The sequence below is a fragment of the Peribacillus sp. NPDC097225 genome (genome assembly GCF_044761955.1).
In the GTDB taxonomy this organism is placed as follows: domain Bacteria; phylum Bacillota; class Bacilli; order Bacillales; family DSM-1321; genus Peribacillus.
In genome coordinates, this window is the sequence record NZ_JBIWDJ010000003.1 from 496,779 (window position 1) to 522,670 (window position 25,892).

Genomic DNA, 25,892 nt, shown 5'->3' on the forward strand with positions numbered 1-25,892 from the left:
CTATGGTATCAATTCAACTGATAGTTTAACAGAATGCGGGGATTACACACATGAAAGATAAAATGACGGAACATGGCATACGCTTATTCGAACAGAAAGGCTTCAGCGAAACGTCCATTCAGGATATTGTCGAATCGGTAGGGGTGACAAAAGGAACGTTTTATTATTACTTTACAAGTAAAGAACAGCTACTGATGGATATTCATCTCGCTTATATCAATGAACTGCTAATTGGGCAGGAAACGATTCTTCAGGATACTAGTAAAGGATGTAAGGATAAGCTGTTCGATATGGTTTATATGCTTTTAAAAAGCATCAAGTCCAAAAAGTCGAGTGCAACCATCTTTTTCCGCGAAATGAAAAACCTCAGCAAAGATAAATTGGATCAAATCCTTCCGAAGCGGGATGAATTCCGCAATAAAATAGAAGGATTGTTGATAGAGGGGGGCAAACGGGGGGAATTCCGTTCTACTCTTGATACCTCTATCATCTCATTTGCCATTTTGGGTGTGGTCAATTGGAGTTATCAATGGTTCGACCCTGATGGAAAAAAGACAGATCGGGAAGTGGCCGAAATATTCATGGAAATGATTTTACATGGAATTAATGAATAAACGAGTTAAAAAGGGAGGGTGACTCAATGTCGACCAATAAGATACAGTCGATATCGGTAATCGGGGCAGGACAGATGGGACATCAAATTGCGATGCTTGCTGCCCTAGGCGGATTCAATACGGTATTACAGGATGTCCAGGACACTGCTTTGCAATCGGCAAAGGAAAAGTTAGAGGCAATCATGAATAAATGGGTGCAAAAAGGAAAGCTGAGTGAAGACAGTAGATTGGAAGCCTTCACCCGTCTTCAATTTACGACCGATTTGAATAAAGCCGCCAGCAATGCCGATTTGATTATTGAGGCGGTAGTCGAAAAAATTGAAGTGAAGCAGGAAGTCTTCGCTAAGCTAGAGCAATTTGCACCGGCAAACACCATTTTTGCGACAAATAGTTCGACTATCGTGAATAGTTTACTTTCCGGGGTGACGAACCGTCCGGATAAGTTCATCAATATGCATTTCTTTTTCCCGCCTCTTGTCATGGATTGCGTGGAAGTGGTCATGAGTGATCAAACATCCGAAGAAACAGCGAAGCTTGCATTAGAAGTCACGGAGAAAATGAATCGGACAGGAATTTTACTACGCAAGGAAATTTCCGGTTTCGTCGCAAATCGCATATTGGGGGCGTTGCAACGGGAAGCCCTTTATTTATATGAAGAAGGGATAGCGGATTATAAGGACATCGATTTGATTTGCCGTAAAGCTTTAAGTCACCCCATTGGCCCATTTGAATTGATGGATTTGTCTGGTATTGATGTGGGTTACTACGTTATGCAGCAACGTTATAAAGAAACAGGTAATCCAGAAGATAAACCTAATGCCTGTATAGAGGAAAAGGTGAAACAAGGTAATTTAGGAAGGAAAACTGGAAAGGGCTGGTACGACTATACAAATCAAGGAGTGAAGAATGTATGACAAACTTAGTGAGAGTGGAAAAAGAAAATCAGCTTGCGATTGTGACAATTGATAATCCGCCGTTGAATGTGATTAGTAGACAGGTATTTCAAGGATTGTCCGAAGTTTTTACACAACTTAAAGATGATAATGAAATTGTTGCCGTGCTCATTACCGGGTCTGGAGATATGGCGTTTGCCGCAGGTGCGGACATAAAAGAATTCCCACAAATGATGGGCAATCCAAATATGAAGGAGACGGTAAGAGAAAGCCATGGGGTTTTAACTCAGATTGACCAATTTCCTAAACCGACCATCGCTGTTTTGAATGGAATGACTTTAGGTGGTGGATGTGAATTGGCACTGGCTTGTGATTTGCGTGTTGCCGAAGTAGGCGTAGAAATCGGTTTACCGGAAGTGAAATTAGGGTTATTTCCAGGAGCTGGGGGCACACAGCGTTTGTCGAGACTTGTAGGAAACGCTAAAGCGAAGGAAATGATCTTTACTGGAGATCCACTTTCCGCTCAGGAAGCAGAAAGAATTGGACTCGTCAATAAAGTAGTGGATGAGGGAAGCGCGTTAAACGAGTCTAAAAAGTTGGCATCCCGAATCACGAGGCATTCATTACAGGCCCTTTCAAGAATTAAGAAGGCCATCGATGAAGGGAGCGAATCGACACTTGAACAAGGGTTGGAGCTTGAAACGAACCTTTTTGAGGAAATCTTTCAAACGGAAGATGTGAAAGAAGGAGTTGCAGCATTTTTGGAAAAGCGGAAACCCGCATTCTCCCATCGCTAAAAATTAGGAGGTATCTTATGCATGAACTAAATGTAAACGTGCGTTTTTCTGAAACGGATGCATTGGGACATATCAATAACACCAGCTATTTTATTTATCTTGAAGAGGCCCGGATGAAATTCTTTGAAGCGCTGGGATTGGCCTCGAATATCGAAGACTGGAATTTCTTACTTGCTTCGACAAAATGCGATTTTATTACCCAAGGGTACTTTAACCAACTCTTATCCGTTCGAACTTATTTGACTAAGGTAGGGACGAAAAGCTGTGAGATGAGCCATGATATTATTTGTTCGCAAACGGGAGAGACCATCGCAAAAGGCACGGCGATATTGGTTTGCTTTAATTTCGGGAAACAAAAAAGCGAACCCATTCCTGAAACGATTAAAGAAAGATTAGTCTCGCATCTTGTCCATAGCTAGTTTACTAAAGTACAAGGGGTGAAGGAAACGATGGATGATACCATTCCTGTTCGTTCAGGGGAGGAACTCGGTGTTAAAAGACTAGAGGCATTCCTCCAGGAAAAGATAGTGGATTTGCCAAATGATCCATTGGAAGTGCAACAGTTCTCGACAGGATATTCCAATTTGACCTATCAACTTAAAGTCGGTGAGTGGGAAGCAGTATTGAGGAGACCTCCACTTGGTCCGGTCGCTCCAAAAGCCCATGATATGAAACGGGAGTACCATATTCTTTCTTCCATCCATCCGTATTTTCAAGCAGCGCCTGAACCCATCTTGTTTTCGGATGATGTCTCGGTTGTGGGCTCCCCTTTTTTTCTAATGGAAAGAAAACATGGAATAGTAATAGATTCCAAGTTTCCTAAAGATATTGTCCCGACTGTGGAAAAGTGCCGTCAACTATCCACTATCATGGTGGATCAGCTTGCGGATCTTCATTCCATTCCATATGAAAAGACGGGATTAGCTCAAATTTCAAAGCCTGATGGATTTATGGAGAGACAGGTACACGGGTGGATTTCCAGATATGAACGGGCAAAGACGGATGAAATCAAGGAAGTGGGACCGCTCGTTGCTTATTTACAAAAGAATATGCCGCGTTATAGTCAAACCTCGATCATTCACTATGACTTTAAGATCAATAATGCGATGTTCAACCAGAATTTAAGCGAGATGGTCGGTCTTTTTGATTGGGAAATGTCGACGGTCGGTGATCCGCTGGCTGATTTAGGCGTTGCCTTAAGCTATTGGACGGAAAGTGGCGACCCAGAAATGGTCAAATCCGGTTTGGGCCAAGCATCGCTTACTACTTTGGATGGTTTTTTATCAAGGAATGAATTTATCGAAGCCTATGCTGTGAGAAGCGGTAGAGACGTTTCTACCATCGATTATTATTTGACATTTGGCTATTTCAAGTTAGCTGTGATTCTTCAGCAAATCTATTATCGGTATGAATTGGGGCAGACCAAGGATATACGCTTTTCTTCATTGGGGAAAATGGTGAAAAGTTTAATTACTCATGCTGCCCACGTAGCCGCAAAGGAAGCCTGATTAGATGAAACAGACGATGCAGCATATACACTTGCTATTGAAAAAAGAAGAAATCAACAGGGACAAGCTTCTAGATGGGGAGAAAGTCGCCATCGTACTAGATGTGCTATTAGCAACCACGACCATCGTGTCTGCTCTTCATAATGGAGCGGAGCAGGTAATCCCTGTCCTGAGCCCTGCCGATGCCGAATTGAAAAGCAAAGATATGACTCAAGGGGAATGCCTCCTTGCCGGGGAAATGAGGGCCCAACCTATTGAGGGCTTCAACTATCCGAGTCCGACGCTGTTGAATAAGCTAGTTCAGGGTAAAACGCTTGTCTTATCGACAACTAATGGCACAGTGGCCCTACAAAAATCAAGTTCGGCCAAAAAGGTGTATATTGCCTCTTTACTGAATAATCCATCCGTTGCAGAAAAAATCAAAAACGTTCACCAAACGGAAACCATTGTTATTGTGTGTTCGGGCAATTCGGGTGAATTCAGTATGGAAGATTTTTATGGGGCCGGCCATTTGATTCATTGTTTGGTCAATGGGACACAAGATGCGTTCCTGTTAAATGATGCAGCGAAAGCAGCATGTGCCTTTTATAGCACGAATATCAACAGTGCCTTTGAAATCCTCCAAACTTCGCATGTTGGTCAGCTGTTTGAAGATCATGATTTAAATGGCGATTTGAGGTTGGCAACTCAAAAAGGGTCGATAACCCTTGTTCCGGAGTTGATAAATGGAAAAATACAAACTGTGAAGAATAGGCAGCAGAGATAAAGGGTCGATAAGGTAAGAAGGAAAGGTGTGAAACAATGAGATTCTCACAATCCATTGCTGTAATAACAGGTGCGGGTTCGGGTATTGGGAAAGCGACAGCACTAAGGTTAACGGATGAGGGTGCACAGGTTTTATTAGTAGGAAGGACGAAAAGGAAGCTGAAAGAAGTGGCGGCTGAGATCAATGCCCGCCATACTATCCCGCTGGCTGACATTTTTCCTGCTGATGTTACGGATGAGGAAGACGTTAAAGAGCTGGCCATGTATGTTACCGAACAATACCGGGATCTTCATATTTTGATAAACAACGCGGGTGGAACGAGGTCCTCCAAACTTTTAGATACCTCCACAGAAGTCTGGGATATGATCCAAGATGTCAATTTGAAAAGTGTCTTTCTTGTCTCAAAGTATTTAGGGAAGGTGATGAAAGAAGCGGCAAGCCATGAACTTGACTCTGCCGGCAATCGGGCCATCGTCAACACGGCCTCACTATCCGCCCATCAAGCAGGGGCCCATATCCCGCATTACAGTTCTGCTAAAGCTGGTGTACTTAGTCTGACGAAGTCATTGGCACTTGAACTGGCTCCATACGGAATCCGGGTTAATTCGGTATCACCGGGATTCATTGAAACTCCATTAACGGAGGATGGCTTGCAGAATGAGAAATTCCTGAAGTCGATACAAAGAAACACGGTCCTCGAAAGAGTAGGGAAGGCAGAGGAAATCAGTAACGTCATCGCATTTGTCGCTTCACCTGAAGCCTCATACATGACAGGCACCGATATTTTAGTGGATGGTGGATGGTTAATCAAATAAAGGGGGATGAAGACATGTTAAGAGAACATTTATTAACGGAGGTTTCCAATCATGTATTGCTGGTGACTTTGAACCGGCCTGAAAGTTTGAATGCCTTTAGTCCGGATATGATAGCGGACTTAACCAATACGATTGTTGATGTTCGGCAGAATTCTCAAATAAGAGCCATCGTAATCAGGGGAGCCGGACGGTCATTTTCCGCCGGAGGGGATGTCAAATCGATGGGCCAGGCCACTGCCGTACAAATGTATGACCATGTCGGTAAACTGAATGATTGTATATTGGCGATGGATTCCTGCGAGGTTCCCATTATTGCCGCGGTACATGGATTTGCTGCAGGGGCTGGTTTTAATTTGGCACTTGCTTGCGATTTAATCGTGGCTGCAGAGGATAGCCAATTTGCTATGAGTTTTTCAAAGGTAGGGTTAATTTCGGATGGAGGTGGTTCATACTTTTTACCCAAATTAGTGGGACCGCATCTTGCCAAACAACTCTTTTTCTCGGCCGAACCGATTTCGGCCGAACGTTTACATCAGTTAGGCGTTATCAATCATGTATTTCCATTGAATCAACTTGAAGAAGAAGTGTTAAAGATAGCCGACAAGCTGGCACATGGGCCAACAAAAGCCTATGGAATGATGAAAAAACTTGTGAGTCATTCGTTTACGGCTTCACTTGAGGAAATACTTGAACAGGAACGGATTACCCAAACCCTAATGGGGACAACTGAAGATCATATAGAAGGGGTTACTGCATTCAAAGAGAAACGAAAGCCGAAATATACGGGGAACTAAAAGAGGGGGAAGAAGATGAAAGCCATACAATTTGAAGCCTATGGTGGACCTGAAGTTCTAAAGTTGACAGAAAAGGAAAAACCCACGCCTACCGGATATGAAGTGTTGATTGAAATTGACTGTGTCGGGGTTAACTATGCCGATACAGCCCGGCGGGAAGGGCAATATGTCGTACCAACGCCGCTCCCGTTTATTCCAGGTGCAGAAGTGGCAGGGGTTGTGGTGGAAGTAGGCGAAAAAGTAACCAAGATCAAGGCTGGAACTAGGGTTGTGAGTTTGATTGAATCAGGCGGCTATTCCGAATATGCCTTGTCCAATGAATTCTCCGCCATTCCATTACCGGCTGAAATCTCTTTCCATGATGCGGTTGCTTTACCCCTTCAAGGGCTAAGTGCGTATCACATCTTAAAGACGATGGGACGCCTGCAGGCTGGGGAAGCGGTACTTATCCATGCAGCAGCCGGGGGCGTTGGAACGATTGCAGTCCAGCTTGCAAAGATTTTCGGGGCAGGGAAAGTAATTGCCACAGCTAGCACCGAAGAAAAACTGGAACTCGCAAAAGAGATGGGGGCGGACGTACTCATTGATTATACGAAAGAGGGATGGGAGCTCGAAGTGAGAGAGGCGACAGACGGTAAGGGCGTGGATGTTGCCCTTGAAATGGCAGGAGGGGACATTTTCAATAAGACCCTGAAATGTCTGGCTCCTTTTGGTCGCATAGTCGTTTTTGGCAATGCTAGTCGTGAGCTATATACGATGAATCCTCAGAATTTAATGCGCCGTAATCAATCCGTCATAGGTTTTTTCCTACCCCAGATCATGAAAAGACCGGATTTGCTTGTACCGAGTATCGAAGAACTTTTCTCTTATGTAGCTTCAGGTAAACTAAAGATGACCATCGGAGGTATTTATCCAATCGAACAGGCTGCAGCGGTTCATGAAGAAATGAACGCGCGTCAAACGAAAGGGAAATTGATTTTGCAGATTAAATAAGGAAAAAGGGTGTCCTTGAAGTTTCAGGATGCCCTTAAATTTGCGAGAGCTTAATCCGTTTCCGAGCTGACATCTTTATCGGGATGGAAAAAAGGGGCTTGAGGATCTCGTTTGGCTTCTAATAGTTCCCGATTTTCAGTCGAGTTCCAACCAATATCATTTGTCGGGTGGACCCATTCATCACCAGCCATAATTTCCGGGTCTGTATCCTCACTCCAATTTTCAAGCGGTGAATTGTCTGAGGCGTACTTGCTGTCCCCGATGACCACTCCATACTCATTCACAAATGGTGCTTCTGGTTTTATTCCAGTGTTCTTGAAGCTAGGTGCATTGATTTGATGCGGCTGAGTATCTGATAAAATTGGGTTATCGAGTTTTTTCTTCATTATATCCTCCTCCGTTTTTAGTCTTAATGTACGCGAATGACGATATATTATCCGTGAATAATTTTGAACGGAATTACCCCATTCTATAATGTTAACTTTTTTTATAGAGGTGGAATGAAAATGAAAAGGAAAGCCAATGTTGATGGGGCTGTAAAAGCCAGTAAAACGCCGAAGAAGAATCAAGGAATAGATGAATTTTCAAATGAATTTGCAGCCGATGAAAATGTCATGAAGGGTGCAAACCGTAACTCTAAACAAGGCAGAAAAGGAAGAAGTTAAATGAATAAACAAACACGTAAACAACCAGAGAAAAAAGATAAGGCCCAGTACGTACGAACGGAATTCGGTATGGAATTTAGTGAAGATATGAATGCAACCGAGATCTATGAAATACTGGCCGCGAAAAATAACAAAAAGTAAATAAGGACGGACCCCACAAACAGGGGTCCGTCCTTATTCTTATTGTATTGTGCTTTCAGCCTTAGATAGTGAAAAGATGCGAGAACCTTTACCACTTGGATCAAAATAGGCAAGCATGATGGAAGGTTGTTCAATTATGGTCCCATCCGTTAAGTAGGTTTCTAAATCAAACGGAAGTTCTTCAATCAAGGTATGCTTATATATTTCCTTTTCGTTCAGTTGTAAATCCCTGAAATCGGTTCCTAGGTGCTCGGGATGCTTAAGAATTTCTTCATAAATCTTAGAACGGCCATGTTTATCTAAAGAGGCTTCCCACCAAGGTTTACGTGGCTTATATTTTTGATTCTTAAAGTAATCCAATTTCATGAGACCGATGACATTATTCAATTGATCGGTTTCCCTTTTAATCAAAAATAGCTCTAATCGCTTGAATAAATCTTCAAGCTGATGCCCAATGCGTGACCAGCCCTGCTCATCCCAATAGGTGCCGAATTCCTGGAAGAAGTCGAATGGGGAGGTAAATACCGTTTCTACAAGAAACTCGGTTGTATGGTTCATTCGATGATCGTTCCAGTATTTTTCAAGGACATCTTCGACTTGTTTAATGCGGACAATATCATCAAAGGTTAAAACATTGTTTCCCAGGATTTCGTAAGGGGCATGATCACTGTAAATATAATCGTGTTCATCCGCTCTAATTCGCAGCCCAGTGCCACGCAACATTTTTAAGAATCCGAGTTGCATCTCTTCGGGGCGTAGTGCAAAAACATCATTGAAGGTCTTTCTGAATGAAAAATAATCTTCTTCAGGCAGGCCAGCAATTAAATCGAGATGCTGATCTATTTTCTGTCCGTCTTTTACCATCGTGACAGTTCGGGTCAACTTTTCGAAATTCTGTCTTCTCATCACGAGATCATTTGTATGATCATTCGTAGACTGTACACCGATTTCAAAACGGAACAATCCGGCAGGCGCATGATCGTTCAAGAATTGAATGACTTCCGGGCGCATGATGTCAGCCGTGATTTCGAACTGGAAAACGACTCCAGGTTGATGCTCATCAATTAAAAACCTGAACATCTCCATCGCATAGCTCCGGCTAATGTTAAAGGTACGATCGACAAACTTAATCGTTCTTGCCCCATTATCCATCAAATACCTGATGTCTTCTTTAATTTTTTCGCGGTCAAAATAGCGCACACCCACTTCAATCGATGATAGGCAGAACTGACAGCTGAACGGACAGCCACGGCTTGTCTCGATATACGTCACCCGTTTGGATATCTCATTACGATCTTCCTCTAAACGGTATGGTGAGGGAAGGGATTTCAGGTCCACCTTGCCATTCTGGGGCTGAATCACCTTTTTACCATCTTGCCGATAAGCAATTCCACTAACTTTCTTATAGTTGTGTTCCCCTTCAATTTCGGAAAGCAGGTCCTTGAAGGTTACTTCCCCCTCGCCAATGACAATAAAATCAGCACCTGGAATTTGATCTAGCCAATCATGAACATCGTAGGTCACTTCAGGACCACCGAGGATGATAACCAGTTCAGGATTGATCTTTTTAAGCATCGCCACGACTTTCATGGTTTCTTCGATATTCCATATATAACAACTGAATCCGATTACATCCGGCTTTTTGGAATAGAGGTCGCCGACGATGTTCATAATCGGATCTTTGATGGTGTATTCCGCAAGCTGTGCATCGTATTCCGGTTGGGCATAAGCCTTCAGGTATCGTATGGATAGAGATGTATGGATGTATTTTGCATTAAGAGTACTAATAATTATATTCATAAAAAATGGCGCAATGAAAGCGCCTATCTCCTTTCGTGTACATGTTATCTAAAAGCCAACAAGCACTAACGAATAATTGTACCATAGTCTCTTGGTTTTGGAAAACCACTTACAGTATAAAATGTTAAATAGAAGAAATTAAAAGGACAACCCTATGGCTGCCCTTTTTGTTCTAAAACCTGGTAGTAGATTGTTTATGTTCTTTACTAGGCTTTATATATTCTTTAACTTTACGAGCGAACTGTTTGGTCCTGGATATTTTCAATTCGATAATGGGCTGTGCCATGGAACCTATGATTTCGCTTGAAAGCATAACTGTAATCAAGAAGGAAAGCCCGGCTAGCATGATGAAGCTTTCGGTGTTACTAAAGTATTCCTGAAGGGTGCTTTCACGGAAAAAACGAATGAAGAAGCCGTGAAGCAAGTACACATACAGGGTTTGCTTACCCCAGTTGGTAAAGAAATATTGTTGTCTTGGGATAAAGGATAAAAAGCTAAACACTGTAATGACACTTAATCCGTAAAAACCAAGACGTTTAAACATGGATATGATGGACGCTTCCTCTAGCTCGGAATAGGGCTTAGAGCCAAGCAACCATTTATAATTGATATCTGCTTTTAAATAAAAACCGATGAAAACAACAAGGATGATAGAGAGTGATGCTATATGGACTTTAGGTGTAAATAGTCTTTTTAAATGATCTTTGTTTAAATGATACCCAATTAAAAACATGGGGAAAAATACAAATGTTCTCGATAAGCTTAGGAAATTGGAAATGAAGTCCACATATCCAATTAGCAAGGCGATTAGGAACGATAAACCTATACCGACAAGCGGCTTCAGTTTAGAGAAACCGAGAAGCATGATATTCCAGCAAAATAAACTGATCAAGAACCACAAAGACCAATGGGGGGTGAGCATGTCTACATTGAAGGAAGAACGATCATATAGAAAATAATAGTACACTGTGTAAATGATTTGGAAAATGATATAAGGTACGATCATTTTCATGGTGATTTTCGCTAAATACCCTTTTTGATAAAATCCTTTTGCAAAAAAACCGGAAACAAGGATGAAGGCCGGCATATGGAAGGAATAAATGGTTTTGTAAAGTGCATAAATCGTTTCACTATCGTTTATATAGGTGTTCAACAAGTGTCCAAAAACGACAAAGCCCATGAGAATGAACTTAGCATTGTCAAAGAAAAAATCACGTTGTTTCATAGTTGCCTCCAAATATTTATTTTTAGGAGAAGAAATCATTGTATCTCTATACCCTAAAAATAGAGATTGAAATCCATTATCATGGAAAGAGCTTAAATTTCTCTTAATTCAAAAATGAATTAAGAGAATGGCAATATAAATTTTACACGCATGACTAATTCTATTCTACTGTTTTTTTTGGAATAGCGAGGGAATTTGGGGTGGATGTCGAAAGAGATAGGTGTCGAAAGAAATGAATGGAAGTAGGTTAGGAAAGGGGTTTGAATATGAATGTAGAGTACGAGGCTGTCTGTAATGAGGAGATCATCAGGTTGAATAAACACATCGAAGAATATAAAGAAATCTTTAATTCCATTATAGAGCCCCATATAATGATCGATGAAAACCTGAGATTCACCTATGCGAATGAGGCGGCATGCTTGTTGTTCGATCAGCCCAGAGAACAACTGGCTAAACTGAAGCTTAGTGATTTTCTTCAAGCAAGTACCTTACTTGCAGTTGATGTGGAGGGATTAAGCAGGCATAAAAAGCCTCTTAAGAAAAGGAAAGCGGTACAACTCCATAATGGAAACATGAGGGAGTTTGAGTTTATACAAGTTGGGACACTTTCAGGTGGAAAGAGGATTTTTCGTTTGGAGGATGTGTCTGAAATCGATCAGGTCGGGAATTTGTTGCCAACGCAAATGGTTTTGGATAATTTCGATACAGCAAAAGAGGGTATTCTCCTTTTAAGTCGTAAAGGACTTATACTAGAGGCAAACTCCGCATTCATGAATGGTTTGAAAATCAATAAAAGAGATCTTATTGGGAAAAGACTATCAGATTTGGTGACACATGATGATAAGTCACAGCTAGACGAAGGGGATAGTGGAATTTTTACAACATTGAATTCTATGGGTGAATTGGAGGTAACCCTACATGGGAAGCCTTGTCGTTTTACTTTTTCAACCCGTACACCAGTCGGAAATGAATTATTCATAACGACGTTTTCGAAGATCACTGAATCGAATATTATTGAAAAGAAATTAGAGTCGAGCGAAAGGATTTTTGCCGAGTTATTTGATCAATCGATGGAAGGAATCGTTTTTTGGAATGAGGCCGGTGTTATTTTTCGAGTCAATCAATCAGCCTGTAAAATATTTGAATCCACTAAGGAAGAAATGATTGGCAGTGACATATGGAAATTCATCTATAAGGAAAATCGTTATTTTAAAAGAATGCTTGCTACTTTTGAAAGAGACGGCCAAGTCAGGGATGATATTTTTTATAAGATGCCAAACAATCAAATCAAATTACTTGAATTAACGGCAAAGAAACATGAGGGCGATGGGTATAATGTAACCATCTTTCGTAATGTAACCGAACGCTGGGAAATAGAAAAAGAATTAAGGAAAAGTGAAGAGAAATTCAGGAAAATTTTTGAGGGGTCACTTGATGGGTTGATCTTATGGAACAAGGATGGATTTACGGACTTTAATGAATCAGGCAAGGCAATACTGGAAATCTCTAAGGAAAAACTCCTTTCTCTAACCGTAAAGGAATTCATCGGAAAAGTACCGGAAAATGCAAGCGATTTGAATGCACATGTGGAAGCGGTATATAAAAAAGGAGTGTATTCTTCCATCATTCCACTAAAATTCGAAGATGGCAGGGTTAAGCATATTGAATTTTTAACAAGAGGCAATCTGTATTCAAACCTGAATTTAACCATTTTTCGCAATGTAAGTGAAAGGCTTGAAATGCAAGAACAAATCAGGAAATCGGATACCTTACATGTTGTTGGTGAACTTGCCGCCGGAATCGCCCATGAAATTAGAAACCCCATGACAGCTTTAAAAGGTTTCATCCAACTGCTTGAAGATTTGGTCAAAGAGGATTTCTCTACTTATTTTCACATAATCACTTCAGAAATACAGCGCATCGAGACGATTATTACAGAGTTCCTGGTTTTGGCTAAACCGCAGGCTCTTCAATATTTGGAACAAGATTTGCACATCATCCTGAAAGAGACACTGGAGCTTTTAGCGGCACAAGCTTTACTTAATAATGTCCGCTTTGAGACAGATTTTGAGGGAATTGCATGCAACATATTCTGTGAAGCAAATCAGTTAAAACAAGTATTTATCAATATTATTAAAAATGCACTGGAAGTCATGCCGGATGGCGGCACAATTCGTATCCAGTCGAGCCAAGTGTCAAATAGCCACGTTCGCATCTCGATTATTGACCAAGGAAACGGGATATCCAAAGAAAAGTTAAAAAAGTTAGGTGAGCCATTTTATACGACAAAGGAAAGAGGGACCGGCCTCGGATTGATGGTCAGCTATAAAATCATCGAAGAACATAATGGATATATCGAAGTGGAAAGCGAAGTCGATAAAGGGACAGTTTTTCATATCTATTTGCCCATTAAAAGTGAAGCTTAGAGGATGATGCCAATTGGGTAACTGGTTCTTTTCACAAGGTTGGGTACTTGAAATCTTTCATAAATTGAAGGGTTTTTTTTTGTTTGAAAAGGTCATAAGGGTTCCCGTCATTTTCTGTCTTCTGTTGCTTTGAATTTTATCGCAATATAAGAAGTTTTGTCTTTTTTTGCGAACCTATTTACATATAAGGTATATTTTGTAATAATTCTTAAATATAATCAAACTCTAAAAAGGGCAGGAGTAGTGAATATAGGTATGAATTGTCGGAATGCAATGGAAATTTGTAACGAAATACGAATAAAACGGTGGGAAATGATGGATTTTGCGCAAATACACGGAATGAGTCATAATCATACCATTCGGATCAGTGAGGAGCTTGATAAACTGATTAATGAATATTTGATTCTGCAACATCATACGCCTATTGAAATGAGAGTGGAAACAAAAGACTTGGTCGTCATCTTACAGGAACCTTTCTACAATGATTACTTCCTTTAATAAATATATAAGAAAATGGATCGTGAATTTATCTTTGGATAGCAGTGACTATGAAGAAATAGAGGTCAAGAATGGAATATATTCAACTAGTAAAACGAGGGGAGATTAGCCAGGCGGCATTATTTTTTATCGAAGGGGAACTGATGAATGTCATTGTTATGGATCCTGATCGATTTAATTCCGGTGATGCCGTTATCTGCCTGCATAAATCCCAAACATTCGAAACGAATATCATAAAAAAACAAGAGAATAATCTATACTTATTTGTTCCATGGTACGATACCCTTCAGGATAGTGAAAGAAGACGGGCTGCAAGGGTATCGTATGTTGCTCAAGGAAAAATCCAGTCCCCCCAAAAAAGTGAAAGGGTTCAGTTGATTGATTTGAGCATCAAGGGCCTAGGATTTTCGTGTGAAAACAAACTAATGAAAGCAGAGTTGCATACCATCACCTTTATGATTGATCATGCCAGGAATCATTTTACCATCAGGATACAAAATGAGCGGGAAATGGAAGATGCATATCGGTATGGAGTCAGTTTCATAGGAGTGCCTGTCAAAGATTTGTTTTATGTCAGGAGATATATTCTTAACAGTCAGCTTGATAAATTATCATCTGCGGCTGTTTAAAAAGGAAAAAGGCTGACTCACATAAGGAGCCAGCCTTTGTCATGTTCAATTATCATAGAATTTCCAATAAGATGACCATAAATAAGAGTCCGACTATGAAGGAATAGGTGGAGGTGCGCTCATTCCCATCCCCGTGACTTTCGGGAATCAATTCTTTGTAGACGATGAATAGCATAGCCCCAGCGGCAAATGCAAGACCATAAGGGACCAAGAATTCAATATAAGAGGTTAAGTAATATCCTAATAGACCCGTGACGATTTCTATGGCGCCAGTTAAGGTGGCAATTATGAAAGCCGTGAATCTCCCAATTTTTTGATTGATTAGAAACAATGCGACGAGCAAGCCTTCGGGAGCATTTTGGAGACCTATTGCAAAAGCTATCAAATTCCCTGTATCAGGCGCATTTGAGGCATAACTGACCCCAACGGAGAGACCTTCAGGAATATTGTGCAATGTGATGGCCGTGATGATGAGCAAAGCTTTCTCATCAAATTGAATACCACTTTTCGTATGGCCGAGATCAATGTGTGGAATATTTTTTTCCATCATCGTTAAAGTTAAGACTCCGAGGAAAACCCCGATGATAAGTTGGATATACCCCCCGGTTGCCAATGATTCTGGAATGAGGCTTAGCAAGGAAGCAGCCATCATGATTCCAGCTGTAAATGCTAAAAGTGTATCCCTGAATCGATGGGTCATGGACCCTTTAATGAAAAGAATCGGTAGCGCACCGGCCCCTGTAGACATAGCAGAGAGGATACTGCCTAATAAAACTCCACTCATAAATTTCTCCTTTGCATGGTTGTTCTTTTTTCATTCTTTCTTTTTTCTTCTTCTCTGGGTAAAACAATAATGTATTGTATTTTTGATTATCCAAATTGGTTACAGTGTGAAACCTATTTTTCGGGATACCATTGTTTTAACATGAAATCACTTGGTAGGAAGACACTGAGGATCCCTAGCAAGGGCAAAAATCCTACGATTTTAATCATGGCTGCAATCCCGATAATATCTGCAATCGCCCCCAATGAAACGGATCCAATCGCCCCCATACCAAAAGCGAGTCCTACAGTTAGACCAGCCATTGTCCCCACTTTACCGGGAACTAATTCCTGTGCATATATGACGGTAACGGAAAAACTGCTCATGATGATGAATCCGGCAATCAGTAATAGAATGAAAGCTGCAATCGGTGGTACGAATGGCAGAAGACCGGTTATCGGCGTACTTGCAGCAAAGGAAAAAAGTATCACGTTTTTCCGCCCAAAGCGGTCGGCGAGCGGGCCACCGAAAAATGTCCCGACTGCCCCAGCGGCTAAAAAGGCAAAAAGGAAGATCTGTGCCGCTTTTATTGTGAATGAGTGCTGTTCGATTAAATAAAAACTATAAAAATTTGTCATGCAGGATACATACCAGGAGCGGGCGAAGATAATGAATAATATTAAGACCAAGGCTTTGGCCACTTTATTGGAACGCTCTTTATTAACGACTTTAGCCGCCAGAGTTTTTGGCTGAAAATGCACGAGCCTTTGGGAATACCACTTGGCTATGTACAGTAATAGCATGACCGCGGCAAAGGCAACGAAAGCAAACCAGAGAGCGCCCTTCTGCCCGAACGGGACAAGAATGATGGCCGTAATGAGCGGAGCTAGTGCCTGCCCACTGTTTCCACCCACTTGATAAATTGACTGGGCCAATCCACGCTTGGGACCTCCAGCCATATAGGCGACTCTGGATCCTTCTGGGTGGAAAATGGCTGATCCAAAGCCCATTAAAACGACAGCACCGAGTATAGTTATATAGTTTGGTGCAAGAGCCAGGATGATGACTCCGATTAATGTGCTGGTTAATCCAACTGGCAAAGCATAAGGCAGTGGCTTTTTATCGGTATAAAATCCGACAGCTGGCTGTAGAAGTGATGAGATGATGTTCAGGCAGAAGGCAATCATGCCCAACTGTGTATAAGTTAAAGACATGGATTTTTCTAGGATGGGAAACATGGCCGGTACCACGGCCTGAAGAGAATCATTCATTAAGTGGCATATGCCAATAATAATCATTATTTTGAGGGTCATCTCTTGATTTTTTGGTATAGGTTTAGTTGCTGTGGTACTTGCCATATGTATTTGCCTTCTTTCTAAATTAGAATCTTATTCTAGTGACCTTTTATTTAAGGTCCGTCAAGATGATTATCTTAGGATAGAAGGGTTTACTTTACTGAAACGTGATTCTTTCCATATAGATTACTTACTCACGTTCTCTTTTAGGATTGGTAAGCGAATCATGACCGTCGTACCCTCCGAAAGCTTGCTTGTAATCTCGATTGTTCCATTGAAGAGTTCGATGATTCTCTTGCAGACGAAAAGTCCTAAACCGGTCCCTTCCTTTTTGGAAGTATAGAATGGCTCAAATACTTTCTGGATGTCGTTCGATTCCAACCCGTGTCCAGTGTCAATGATTTCTATAATAGCTTCTTGTTTTTTTTGATAAATATGTATGGTCAGGTTTTTGCCTTGTTCCATGGCCTCAAATCCATTTTTTGCTATATTAAGTATGACCTGCTTGAGTTGGTCCTTCGTACAGTATACAGGAAGTGGTGACCTAACTATATCCCATTCGACTTCGATACAGTAAAAACGAGCTTCAGATTCTATTATCGGTCTTAATTCAGCAACGATACCGCGTACATCATATGAGGATAAGTTTTGCACCATCGGCTTACCTAGAATCAAGAACTCACTGACGATACTGTTTATCCTTTCTATCTCTTTCATGATGATGGAATAATAAAACTGGTCTTGTTCATCTGGATGCTTCTCATTTAGCAATTGGACAAGTCCTTTTATGCCCGTGAGTGGATTTTTGATTTCATGTGCAGTACTTGCTGCAAGTGTACCTACGAAATTCAACTTTTGGTCATCAATGAGTTGTTTTTGTTTTTTTGAATTCCTACGATAGAGGAACTCATATACAATAATATAAATCACATGGGTGATGATGAAGGTGAAAAATATAAAAGAATAGAATATATGGATGTTTTGGGTATCCTTTTTTTTCAGCATTTTAACTGATATGGACCATTCGGCTTCTGTCAAGGGGAGGGTCATCCATCTTGAACTTGGGTTTACATTCCCGATATTTATATCATCGACCTTTTCTCTCTCATTCGTTTGAAGTTTTACTGTTTGTTCAGGTGAAAGTGTATTCAAGATATTCTTTAAATAATCGAATTTGATCTGAACCAATAAAAATCCCCGTACTTCCTTATTCTTTTCCAATATTGGGGCGAAGATGGTGAAGCACGTACAATTCAAATCATCAATTCCTGTTTTGTTGGCCATCACCGCTTTTTGAGTATTTACAGCTAAGTCCATATCTTCATGATCAATTAATTTGGATTGGGGGGGCTGCTTGCTTGTACTATGTATGGTCATTCCTTCTCGATCCAGCAGATAAATGTCAGCGTATCTGGGGTCTGTATCTTTGATGGAGTCTAACAATTGATTCTTTGATTTTTCGTCCATATATGGAATAGAACTGTTGCGACTCAACCATTCCACATTTCCCTTGGTTTCCCTGATTACTTGGTCTATCGATTTTTGATAAACGGATCCAATCCATTCAGCCTTTGCTTTCCGTTCTTCTTGGATGGAATAATCAAAATATAACCAATAAGTGATAGTTAAAATGATTAATGGTAAAATGACAATAAGTATGTATTTCGAAAATCTCTGCCTTGAATTCATGTGGTCACTACTTTTATTTTTTCTTTTAGTATATCAAACTGGAGAATTAAACAATAGCAATAGCCATGCCCTATAGGCAAATTGACAAAAAAGGAACAATAGAATATAATAACCTTCAATTCAAGATATTTTAATTAAAAATTTTAAGGTTGTGAAGTTATGGGGAATGATAGCATCCAACAGTCATTAAAGCTGTTTATCGTGATGTCAAGAGCTCACCGTTCGATTAATGATATAGTGAATAAACATATAGCTGAAGCGGGCTTGAATCCTACTGAATTTGCCGTACTTGAACTGTTATATCATAAAGGTGATCAACCTCTTCAACAAATCGGTGGCAAGATCCTGCTTGCAAGCGGTAGCATTACTTATGTAGTGGACAAGCTTGAACAGAAGGAGTTTTTACAGAGGATAGCTTGTAAAGATGACCGACGTGTAACGTTTGCCAAAATTACGGATAAAGGTAAAGCCTTTATTGAGGATGTCTTTCCTGATCATGAAAAAAGAATCGATGATGTGATGAGCGTCCTTACGAAAGAGGAAAAAGAAACGGCAATTGAATTACTGAAAAAGATTGGTTACTCCGCAAAAAAATAATCCAGTAAACCAGCACCTTAATTTAATTGAGGTGTTTTTGTAGTTTCATTATGAGTCGTCCGAATCTGACGGTCATGCCCACTAAAGGCGGAGAACCCTATTACTTTTTTCGTAAATAGGAAGGCTTTACATAAGAATATGGCGAATGTAATTATGTCCTATTTTAACTGGCAACCAATGAACACGATAGGTGTTTTTTGGGAAAAAAGGGATACAAATGATGAAATTGGGGTGTAAGTATGAAATTTAATGAGTATAAATATGAACGGCCTGAATTGGATGACATTAAAGGGAAGTTCACGAAAGCTCTTAAGCAGTTTGTGGATGCGACTGAGGTTGAAGAACAAGTAGAGGCCATAAGTGAAATAAATGCCATTCGAAACTATGTTGGTACGATGAGCAATCTGGTCTATATTCGGCATACCATTGATACGACTGATGAGTTTTATAAAAATGAAAATGATTATTTGGACGAATTCTCACCTGAAATGGAGGAAATGACTTCCGCGTTTTATACAGAACTCGTTCAATCGAAATTCCGTCGGGAACTTGAGTCCAAGTGGGGAAGGCAACTATTTGATTTGGCTGAGGCACAGCTCAAAACGTTCTCGCCGGAAATCATCCCGCAACTGCAAAAAGAAAATAAGCTGGCAAGTGAGTACTCACAGTTAATAGCTTCCGCGAAAATTGAATTTGAGGGAGAAGAGCGGACATTGGCACAGCTTCAGCCCTTCATGGAGTCTGAGAGCCGTTCCATCAGAAAAATGGCAAGTGATGCTTACTATGGTTTCTTTGCAGAGAAGCAGGACGAACTGGATCGGATTTTTGATGAGCTGGTAAAGGTGCGACATGGCATAGCAACGACATTAGGGTATGATAACTTCGTCGAGCTAGGTTATTATCGCATGACACGGACCGATTATAATGCAGAGATGGTGGCAGCTTTCCGTAAACAGGTGAAAGAGGAAGTGGTCCCGCTCGTTACCCGCTTGAAGGAACGTCAGCAGAAACGCCTAGGTCTGGAGAAACTCTATTATTACGATGAGAATTTCCAATTCAGTACGGGGAATGCCGTTCCTAAAGGCGAAGCGGAGTGGATCGTGGAAAATGGTCAAAAAATGTACCATGAACTTTCTGCCGAAACGGATGAGTTTTTCAATTTTATGATTGAAAATGATTTAATGGACCTGGTTGCTAAAAAAGGAAAAGCAAGTGGTGGATATTGTACATTCATTGAAGATTATAAAGCTCCCTACATTTTTTCCAACTTCAATGGGACATCTGGTGATATCGATGTTCTTACACATGAGGCAGGACACGCTTTCCAGGTGTATCGAAGCCGTGACCTGGATATTCCGGAATATAATTGGCCAACCTATGAGGCTTGCGAAATCCATTCGATGAGCATGGAGTTCCTTACATGGCCTTGGATGGATCTGTTCTTCAAAGAAGATACAGAAAAGTATAAGTTCTCCCATTTAAGTAGCTCGCTCGTGTTCCTGCCATATGGGGTGGCTGTGGATGAATTCCAACATTTTGTCTACGAAAATCCAAACGCATCGCCACTTGAGAGAAGACAGGCATGGCGCAAAATCGAGAAGGAATACTTACCTCATCGTGATTATGAAGAGAACGGATTTTTAGAGGGCGGAGGCTATTGGCAACGTCAAAGTCATATCTATCAGTCTCCATTTTATTACATTGACTATGCTTTGGCTCAAATATGTGCTTTCCAATTTTGGAAAAAGTCTGTGGAAAAAGATGAGAGTGCGTGGAAGGACTATTTAAACCTTTGTCAACTTGGAGGAAGTAAATCATTCCTTGGGCTCGTGGAATCGGCCAACCTTGATTCCCCATTTGCAGAAGGTACTGTGCAGTCTGTCGTAAGGGTTATCGATGAATGGCTGAGTTCGGTCGATGACCAAGCTTTATAAGTTGTGAAATCTCGTGAATCGTTAGCGGGTCTTCTATAGAAAGGCGCTCCCTTTAGAGGGAGCGTTTTTAAAATGGGAGGACCGAAGCTTTCCCATTAATTTAGGTTAATCTGACTTGGACTGTCTTAAAATTCTCCCTCTTACATATAGATGTAGGGAGGAGGGGTGTACATGCTTTCTAGGTGGTCAGGAATCTTTCAGGTTGCAGCCGTTTATGTAGGTACAGTTGTCGGAGCGGGTTTTGCAACTGGAAAGGAGGTTGTTGAGTTCTTTACCCGTTATGGCTTTTATGGCTTTATCGGGATTTTAATAGCAGGCTATATTTTCATTTTCAGTGGTACGAAGATCATGTTGATTTCCTCAAGGATCAAGGCAGCTTCCTATGAAGAATTCAATCAATTTTTATTTGGGAAGAAATTAGCGGGCGTCATCAATGTTTTTTTCCTTATCATGCTGCTAGGTGTTACAGCGGTCATGATTTCGGGATCAGGTGCCGTTTTCGAGGAACAGCTTGGCATCTCGAAAAACGTTGGGAGCTGGACAACGGCCCTTCTGGCTTCATTGGTTTTGATGCTAGGAATGCGTGGGCTTTTTACAGTGAATTCTTTTGTTGTTCCCATCATGATTCTATTTAGCTTGATTCTGTTCTTCTCGACTTTAGGGACGGGTGAATTTTTATCTTCTCTAACGCAATTCCCAGAAGAACGGATCAGCTTGAAGATGATATTCTCCCCGTTTGCCTATACCGCTTTTAACCTGGCTTTAGCGCAGGCGGTGCTTGTTCCGGTGGCGTATGAGGTTAAGGATGAAAGAATTATAAAGCAAGGTGCTATTTTGGGTGGGGTATTCCTTACGATTATTCTACTCACTGGGCATTTATCACTTATGACCCTTCCGGATGTGATGAGCTATGAAATTCCATCGGCGGCCCTTATGAAAATGGTGGGCGGTCATTTACATTGGATGTTCATCTTGGTGATATACGGCGAAATCTTCACTTCAGTCATCGGAAATATTTACGGATTGCAGAGGCAAATCAGCAACTATATTAAAGTGCCTGGCATATTCATCATCGCCTTCAGCTTTATTGTGGCGTTGATTATCGGCACGTACGGATATGGAAGACTCCTGGGTTATCTCTATCCGGTATTTGGATACATAAGTTTACTGTTTTTAATCCTCGTCTGGAAAAGTGATGCAGGCAAAAAAATATAAAACGAGGGAAAGGGCTTACGTGCCCTTTCCCTTTATTTGATATCAGGATTCTTTCATGATTGTTTTAGCCATCTCTAGAAAGGCATCCCGGTAATCTTTGTCCTTCTTTGTAAACATGGTTAAGCGGACAGGGGACTTCTCATCTTTGAGTAAGACAGAAGTAACCACATCATCGCCGTTCACGACTTCATAGCCGGAACCATTATCTATGTTAAGTGCCGGGTCCTCTATCTTCTCTGAAATGCTTTTCAGTTGGGTTTGGACATTTTCCTCTACTTCGTCCCATTTGACATCGCCCGTTAATAATTCAATCCTCATGGATACAGAGTCGTCATCGGTCAGGAAAAGGACATCCTTTCCAGGCTCCTCGGCAGTCAACTCGAACTGTTGTAAGACGTATAGGCTAAATGGTTGATTATCACTATTTTTCAGGAAGGCTGTTTCTTCTTTTGCTTCCCCATTACTTGTATATTGCAAATTCTGTTCCATAAGCCTAACCTTTTTTGTCCCTTCAGAACTATCAGTAGCTCCATTTGTTGAGCCTGCTGTATTCTCTTCTTTTACCGTATCTTCTTGTGGTTCAGCCGTCTTGTCGTCCGTGGTTGTCCCACATCCGCTCAGCAATAGGGCCGCCATTGTCGCTCCGCCTAAATATTGCGTCCATTTTTTCATCGTTTTCCCTCAACTTTCTGTTGAATTTCTTATATGTGTAGAAAGGCATGACCTATCGACGCTCTGGAGAGAATCATCCCTTTTATATATAGACGAATGAAAAAGAAAAAAGTTACAAATGATATCATGGTAACCAAATGAACCATAAAGTTCCTGCATAGGAAAACGGAATGGTCAAAAACCATTCCGTCGTTCAGTACCTTCATCCGATGATCTTATAATTTTTATGATTGACAACTGTCTTCTGTTCAAGCTCCAAGTCAAGGTAATTTTCCATATACGTGACGTCCACGATTACAGAGTTCTCATTCACTTTCTCGACGATTCCTTGTAAGCCTTCTCTAAATTCAATGATATTTCCAACTTCCGCTTTCTTCATGGTAATCATCCTTTCCCATCTCGTTTTCAATGATAATCAGTAACTATGAATAAATGGATTATTCGAACACCTTGCTGTTTAGATTTTGACCTGGGAAGTGCAAGTAAAAAGATATAGAGTAGTTATAATGACTGGTTAGAAAGTACAGGTATGTGTTTTTTTACATATTATGGAAATCAATATAAGCACACTTACTCTTACTTGTATGAGTCTGGATGATACTTATGTACGAAAAATACCAATCAATTTACAATGTGATATTTTACTTTACAGTTTGCACTATTTTTATGTATTCGTAAAGAATAATATAGTCAAGAGACCACAAAAAGTTCTGATTGATAATAAGCGTTAAGGTTATGTTAAAATAGAAACGGAATTTCTCCTATACAGGTAAGGAACAGAAACAACTAATAAGGAGGAAATAGAATGGATTCCGAAGAAGCAAAACTAGTCCTGAATAAACTGGCTAATCGGGAAATGGAAGAGTTCAGGATCAATAAGGAAGAATTTTTGAGTTTTCGTGAAGTGCTTGTTCAAAGAGCGGATTTCAAACATTTCCGAGGAAATGCCCAACATAATGGGGAAGTCATTTATACGTATTTAGAGGAAGCAAGAAGTTAAAATAGGAAAAGGACGGTTCGAATCGATGAACCGTCCTTTTCCTATTTTTTTATGGAATATCCATCTCCTTCCTCAATTTAAGAAGGGTGGTTTTTCGCCATGATTTCACGGCTGCAATCGAGACATTGAATGTATTGGCGATTTCATTTTGATTTTTATTTCCGATGAAAGTAAAGATGAGCCAGCGTTGCTGGTTCAATGTCAAGTTTTCTGTGTAGGCTAAGAGGTTCTCTGTCACGAGGGCCTCTGTGTGCATAGAAAAGGGATCTTCTATTTCAAGAACCGCTGCGTCAACTGGCTGGATATGCGTGTCGTATTTATGGAGGCGTTTTAATTCATTGATGATTCTCCCTTTTATGACTGTATATGCGAAGTTGGAGAATTGTCCGTTTGCTTCCTTGTACTTGCCTTGAGCTTCCCATAATGCAATTAATCCAATTTGAAAGAAATCCTCTTTGTTTTTATAAATGGATAGTGAGCGGATAACATGATGAATCATCGGAGTGAATTGTTCTGATAAACTTGTAAAACCGTCCATTTTCTACGCCTTTTTAAAAAGTGCACTTTTCGTATATTCCCGGGTGCTTTCACCTTAAATAATTTCATGGAATATATCGAAATGGAAAAATGCATAAAATAAAGGGGAGAAAATTGAATTTTGCGACGGAAAAACGTAAAAAAACACCATCCATTATCGATATTTCGAAGTTTTGATTGGGTTGGACAAAATAAATAAAGGCACACCCGGCTTGCCGGGTGCGCCTAATGAAACTATTGATTATTTTTCCGATAGATTTTCAGTTCCTTGATTATCGTTTCTTTCAAACTTTCATTTTCATTCATAATGAAACCGTACATATAAGCGGATCCACTTTTCTTTTTCCAGAGAATTCGTCCACGTAAATCAATCTCGTCTGCATTTATGATGAAAGTTAGCAAAAGCTCGAGGTCCGCTTGCTCCGGAAGGTCAAGATTGGACTGGAACTTGAGCCCTCCGGCACTGATGTCCAGAACGGACATGGCCCCATTTCGGCTTTTATTTTCCAAGTTGTTTACTCTAATGATGCTAAAAAAACCAGAAAGCGGACGATCGAAAATAAAACGAAATGCTTCATCCCTGTTATATTTCACAATATGTCCCCCTGGAAATTCAGTATCTTTTCCGTTTTCTATTTTATCCATTTACAAGAATGAACGGATGGATACGTGTATGACCTTAACTCTGTGATTTCCGGAAGCCGGCCTTCACTGCATCCTGTTCTGTACAAAACATTTCTTCTTCTTTTGTTATATCATAGTATTGTCCACTTGGTATGTGGTAGATCTTATCACCTTTTGAATTGATATTTCCTTTAATGTTCGGATTGGAGCACGATGATTTTTCGGTGGTTTTTTCTGTTGTTCCTTTATCCGTTTTCGAATCATCGAATCCTTTCGAAGTGGCATAGTTTTCAATCGACCAAATGCCGATTTCCTCTTTTTGAGCTTGTTTCTGGATGGCTTCCAGTTCGTCAAGATATTTTGTATTGGGTGCATATACGTATGCGACCCGTGCGAGCCCTTTTTCTAGCAGAAGTTTATTTACCATTTTTCCATCTACATAAAAATAGGCCAGCAGACGCCCATATTTGTCTCGTTCACCGATTCCTGTCTCCACTTCCACCTCCGAACCGGCAGGCATTAGCTCTTTTGAAAACTTGCTAGCTTCAGGACCAAAGGGTTGTACGGGCTTGGAAGGATGGACGGTTTCAGGGGTATCGATTAAAAGAAGCCTGACCGTTTCTTCCTTTCCATTAGACGTCTTAATTTTCACCGTGTCGCCATCGACCACGCGAACTATTTGAGCTGTGAAGGTTTTTCCTTTTGATTCATTGGAGACTTGGTCTGTAGAAAGGGAGTTTTCCTTGGTGGAAGTATTCGTTTCTTCTGTGGACTTTTCTTCTGACAAATCGTCGGTTATTTCCTGGCAACCTGTTAATGTAAACGCACATAACGAAATCAGTAAAAATACATATTTAAAAAAAGTACTATATGTCGGTGTAGTCACCATAAATCCTCCATTCAAGTTGTTTTCCATGGTGTCATGGATAAGTAAGGGTCGCAAATAATACTACCTTATAAAATGATGAAAGAAAATGAAAAATATTCTATTTTCACCATATC

Annotated in this window: 29 protein-coding genes; 18 read left to right on the plus strand and 11 right to left on the minus strand. The window is 40.6% G+C overall.

Annotated elements, in window-relative coordinates; translation table 11 throughout:
- Positions 1-50: 50 nt before the first annotated feature.
- From ACIQXH_RS12570 to ACIQXH_RS12610, 9 genes are read left to right on the plus strand one after another with little or no spacing between them, the layout of a single operon-like run.
- On the plus strand, positions 51-614 hold the full coding sequence (locus tag ACIQXH_RS12570; RefSeq protein WP_402867937.1) for a TetR/AcrR family transcriptional regulator: 564 nt from the start codon (positions 51-53) through the stop codon (positions 612-614).
- Between the two features lie 26 nt (positions 615-640).
- Complete coding sequence (locus tag ACIQXH_RS12575; protein WP_403123755.1) at positions 641-1,528, plus strand: 3-hydroxyacyl-CoA dehydrogenase family protein; 888 nt, start codon at positions 641-643, stop codon at positions 1,526-1,528.
- Positions 1,525-2,304, plus strand: a complete 780-nt coding sequence (locus tag ACIQXH_RS12580) for an enoyl-CoA hydratase/isomerase family protein (RefSeq protein WP_403123757.1) — start codon at positions 1,525-1,527, stop codon at positions 2,302-2,304. Before ACIQXH_RS12575 ends, ACIQXH_RS12580 begins: the two co-directional genes overlap by 4 nt.
- Positions 2,305-2,321: 17 nt before the next feature.
- Complete coding sequence (locus tag ACIQXH_RS12585; protein ID WP_403123760.1) at positions 2,322-2,723, plus strand: acyl-CoA thioesterase; 402 nt, start codon at positions 2,322-2,324, stop codon at positions 2,721-2,723.
- A gap of 30 nt (positions 2,724-2,753) precedes the next feature.
- Entirely contained in the window at positions 2,754-3,812 is a 1,059-nt protein-coding gene (locus ACIQXH_RS12590) for a phosphotransferase family protein (RefSeq protein WP_403123763.1), read from the plus strand.
- Positions 3,813-3,816: 4 nt separating this feature from the next.
- Positions 3,817-4,578 carry a 2-phosphosulfolactate phosphatase gene (locus tag ACIQXH_RS12595; protein ID WP_403123766.1) on the plus strand — a complete coding sequence of 254 codons (762 nt, stop codon included), beginning with the start codon at positions 3,817-3,819 and terminating at the stop codon, positions 4,576-4,578.
- 35 nt (positions 4,579-4,613) lie between these two features.
- A complete protein-coding gene (locus ACIQXH_RS12600) occupies positions 4,614-5,393 on the plus strand; it encodes an SDR family NAD(P)-dependent oxidoreductase (RefSeq protein ID WP_403123769.1) in 780 nt (259 codons plus the stop codon).
- Between the two features lie 14 nt (positions 5,394-5,407).
- The gene (locus ACIQXH_RS12605) at positions 5,408-6,187 is read left to right on the plus strand and encodes an enoyl-CoA hydratase/isomerase family protein (RefSeq protein ID WP_402867944.1); all 780 of its coding nucleotides are present in this window, start codon (positions 5,408-5,410) and stop codon (positions 6,185-6,187) included.
- A gap of 15 nt (positions 6,188-6,202) precedes the next feature.
- The gene (locus tag ACIQXH_RS12610) at positions 6,203-7,180 is read left to right on the plus strand and encodes a quinone oxidoreductase family protein (protein ID WP_402867946.1); all 978 of its coding nucleotides are present in this window, start codon (positions 6,203-6,205) and stop codon (positions 7,178-7,180) included.
- A 50-nt stretch (positions 7,181-7,230) separates the two neighbouring features.
- On the opposite strand, the gene ACIQXH_RS12615 is transcribed toward ACIQXH_RS12610, so the two are convergent.
- Positions 7,231-7,566 (minus strand): DUF3905 domain-containing protein, encoded by a 336-nt coding sequence (locus ACIQXH_RS12615; protein ID WP_402867948.1) that lies wholly within the window; start codon positions 7,564-7,566, stop codon positions 7,231-7,233.
- A gap of 120 nt (positions 7,567-7,686) precedes the next feature.
- Between ACIQXH_RS12615 and ACIQXH_RS12620 the strand changes: the two genes are divergently transcribed.
- Both ACIQXH_RS12620 and ACIQXH_RS12625 read left to right on the plus strand, forming a co-directional pair.
- Positions 7,687-7,845: a hypothetical protein gene (locus ACIQXH_RS12620; protein WP_402867950.1), complete on the plus strand. Its 159-nt coding sequence runs from the start codon at positions 7,687-7,689 to the stop codon at positions 7,843-7,845.
- Positions 7,846-7,986 carry a hypothetical protein gene (locus tag ACIQXH_RS12625; protein WP_402867952.1) on the plus strand — a complete coding sequence of 47 codons (141 nt, stop codon included), beginning with the start codon at positions 7,846-7,848 and terminating at the stop codon, positions 7,984-7,986.
- A 39-nt stretch (positions 7,987-8,025) separates the two neighbouring features.
- Here the strand turns inward: ACIQXH_RS12625 and ACIQXH_RS12630 are convergent, their stop codons facing one another.
- Together ACIQXH_RS12630 and ACIQXH_RS12635 are read right to left on the minus strand one after the other, a co-directional pair.
- On the minus strand, positions 8,026-9,786 hold the full coding sequence (locus ACIQXH_RS12630) for a B12-binding domain-containing radical SAM protein (protein ID WP_402867954.1): 1,761 nt from the start codon (positions 9,784-9,786) through the stop codon (positions 8,026-8,028).
- A gap of 172 nt (positions 9,787-9,958) precedes the next feature.
- Positions 9,959-11,011, minus strand: coding sequence for an acyltransferase family protein (locus ACIQXH_RS12635; RefSeq protein ID WP_402867956.1), 1,053 nt, complete (start codon positions 11,009-11,011; stop codon positions 9,959-9,961).
- Positions 11,012-11,277: 266 nt separating this feature from the next.
- On the opposite strand from ACIQXH_RS12635, the gene ACIQXH_RS12640 reads away from it, so the two are divergent.
- From ACIQXH_RS12640 to ACIQXH_RS12650, 3 genes are all read left to right on the plus strand, one after another.
- Positions 11,278-13,437 (plus strand): PAS domain S-box protein, encoded by a 2,160-nt coding sequence (locus ACIQXH_RS12640; RefSeq protein WP_403123774.1) that lies wholly within the window; start codon positions 11,278-11,280, stop codon positions 13,435-13,437.
- A gap of 273 nt (positions 13,438-13,710) precedes the next feature.
- Positions 13,711-13,935, plus strand: coding sequence for an aspartyl-phosphate phosphatase Spo0E family protein (locus ACIQXH_RS12645; RefSeq protein WP_402867960.1), 225 nt, complete (start codon positions 13,711-13,713; stop codon positions 13,933-13,935).
- A 71-nt stretch (positions 13,936-14,006) separates the two neighbouring features.
- The gene (locus ACIQXH_RS12650) at positions 14,007-14,564 is read left to right on the plus strand and encodes a PilZ domain-containing protein (RefSeq protein ID WP_402956090.1); all 558 of its coding nucleotides are present in this window, start codon (positions 14,007-14,009) and stop codon (positions 14,562-14,564) included.
- A 52-nt stretch (positions 14,565-14,616) separates the two neighbouring features.
- Here ACIQXH_RS12650 and ACIQXH_RS12655 read toward each other — a convergent pair whose 3' ends face one another.
- From ACIQXH_RS12655 to ACIQXH_RS12665, 3 genes are all read right to left on the minus strand, one after another.
- Positions 14,617-15,348 (minus strand): ZIP family metal transporter, encoded by a 732-nt coding sequence (locus ACIQXH_RS12655; protein WP_402867963.1) that lies wholly within the window; start codon positions 15,346-15,348, stop codon positions 14,617-14,619.
- 113 nt (positions 15,349-15,461) lie between these two features.
- Entirely contained in the window at positions 15,462-16,691 is a 1,230-nt protein-coding gene (locus tag ACIQXH_RS12660) for an MFS transporter (protein WP_402956491.1), read from the minus strand.
- A 117-nt stretch (positions 16,692-16,808) separates the two neighbouring features.
- Entirely contained in the window at positions 16,809-18,311 is a 1,503-nt protein-coding gene (locus ACIQXH_RS12665) for an ATP-binding protein (protein ID WP_403123777.1), read from the minus strand.
- A gap of 159 nt (positions 18,312-18,470) precedes the next feature.
- On the opposite strand from ACIQXH_RS12665, the gene ACIQXH_RS12670 reads away from it, so the two are divergent.
- The 3 genes from ACIQXH_RS12670 (at position 18,471) to ACIQXH_RS12680 (ending at position 22,057) form a co-directional block, all read left to right on the plus strand.
- Complete coding sequence (locus ACIQXH_RS12670; RefSeq protein ID WP_402867969.1) at positions 18,471-18,908, plus strand: MarR family winged helix-turn-helix transcriptional regulator; 438 nt, start codon at positions 18,471-18,473, stop codon at positions 18,906-18,908.
- 239 nt (positions 18,909-19,147) lie between these two features.
- The gene (locus tag ACIQXH_RS12675; protein ID WP_402867971.1) at positions 19,148-20,842 is read left to right on the plus strand and encodes a M3 family oligoendopeptidase; all 1,695 of its coding nucleotides are present in this window, start codon (positions 19,148-19,150) and stop codon (positions 20,840-20,842) included.
- A 171-nt stretch (positions 20,843-21,013) separates the two neighbouring features.
- Positions 21,014-22,057, plus strand: coding sequence for a YkvI family membrane protein (locus ACIQXH_RS12680; protein ID WP_403123780.1), 1,044 nt, complete (start codon positions 21,014-21,016; stop codon positions 22,055-22,057).
- 42 nt (positions 22,058-22,099) lie between these two features.
- Here the strand turns inward: ACIQXH_RS12680 and ACIQXH_RS12685 are convergent, their stop codons facing one another.
- Positions 22,100-22,729 carry a hypothetical protein gene (locus ACIQXH_RS12685; protein WP_402987691.1) on the minus strand — a complete coding sequence of 210 codons (630 nt, stop codon included), beginning with the start codon at positions 22,727-22,729 and terminating at the stop codon, positions 22,100-22,102.
- Positions 22,730-22,931: 202 nt separating this feature from the next.
- Positions 22,932-23,108: a YkvS family protein gene (locus ACIQXH_RS12690; protein ID WP_402867977.1), complete on the minus strand. Its 177-nt coding sequence runs from the start codon at positions 23,106-23,108 to the stop codon at positions 22,932-22,934.
- Positions 23,109-23,534: 426 nt separating this feature from the next.
- On the opposite strand from ACIQXH_RS12690, the gene ACIQXH_RS12695 reads away from it, so the two are divergent.
- Positions 23,535-23,729 carry an abortive phage infection protein gene (locus tag ACIQXH_RS12695; RefSeq protein ID WP_402867979.1) on the plus strand — a complete coding sequence of 65 codons (195 nt, stop codon included), beginning with the start codon at positions 23,535-23,537 and terminating at the stop codon, positions 23,727-23,729.
- A 49-nt stretch (positions 23,730-23,778) separates the two neighbouring features.
- Here ACIQXH_RS12695 and ACIQXH_RS12700 read toward each other — a convergent pair whose 3' ends face one another.
- The 3 genes from ACIQXH_RS12700 to ACIQXH_RS12710 all read right to left on the minus strand — a co-directional run bounded on the left by ACIQXH_RS12700 (position 23,779) and on the right by ACIQXH_RS12710 (position 25,776).
- On the minus strand, positions 23,779-24,267 hold the full coding sequence (locus ACIQXH_RS12700) for a sigma-70 family RNA polymerase sigma factor (protein ID WP_402867981.1): 489 nt from the start codon (positions 24,265-24,267) through the stop codon (positions 23,779-23,781).
- Between the two features lie 233 nt (positions 24,268-24,500).
- The gene (locus ACIQXH_RS12705) at positions 24,501-24,860 is read right to left on the minus strand and encodes a PilZ domain-containing protein (protein ID WP_402956096.1); all 360 of its coding nucleotides are present in this window, start codon (positions 24,858-24,860) and stop codon (positions 24,501-24,503) included.
- Positions 24,861-24,945: 85 nt separating this feature from the next.
- Complete coding sequence (locus ACIQXH_RS12710) at positions 24,946-25,776, minus strand: thermonuclease family protein (protein WP_402956099.1); 831 nt, start codon at positions 25,774-25,776, stop codon at positions 24,946-24,948.
- Positions 25,777-25,892 lie beyond the last annotated feature (116 nt).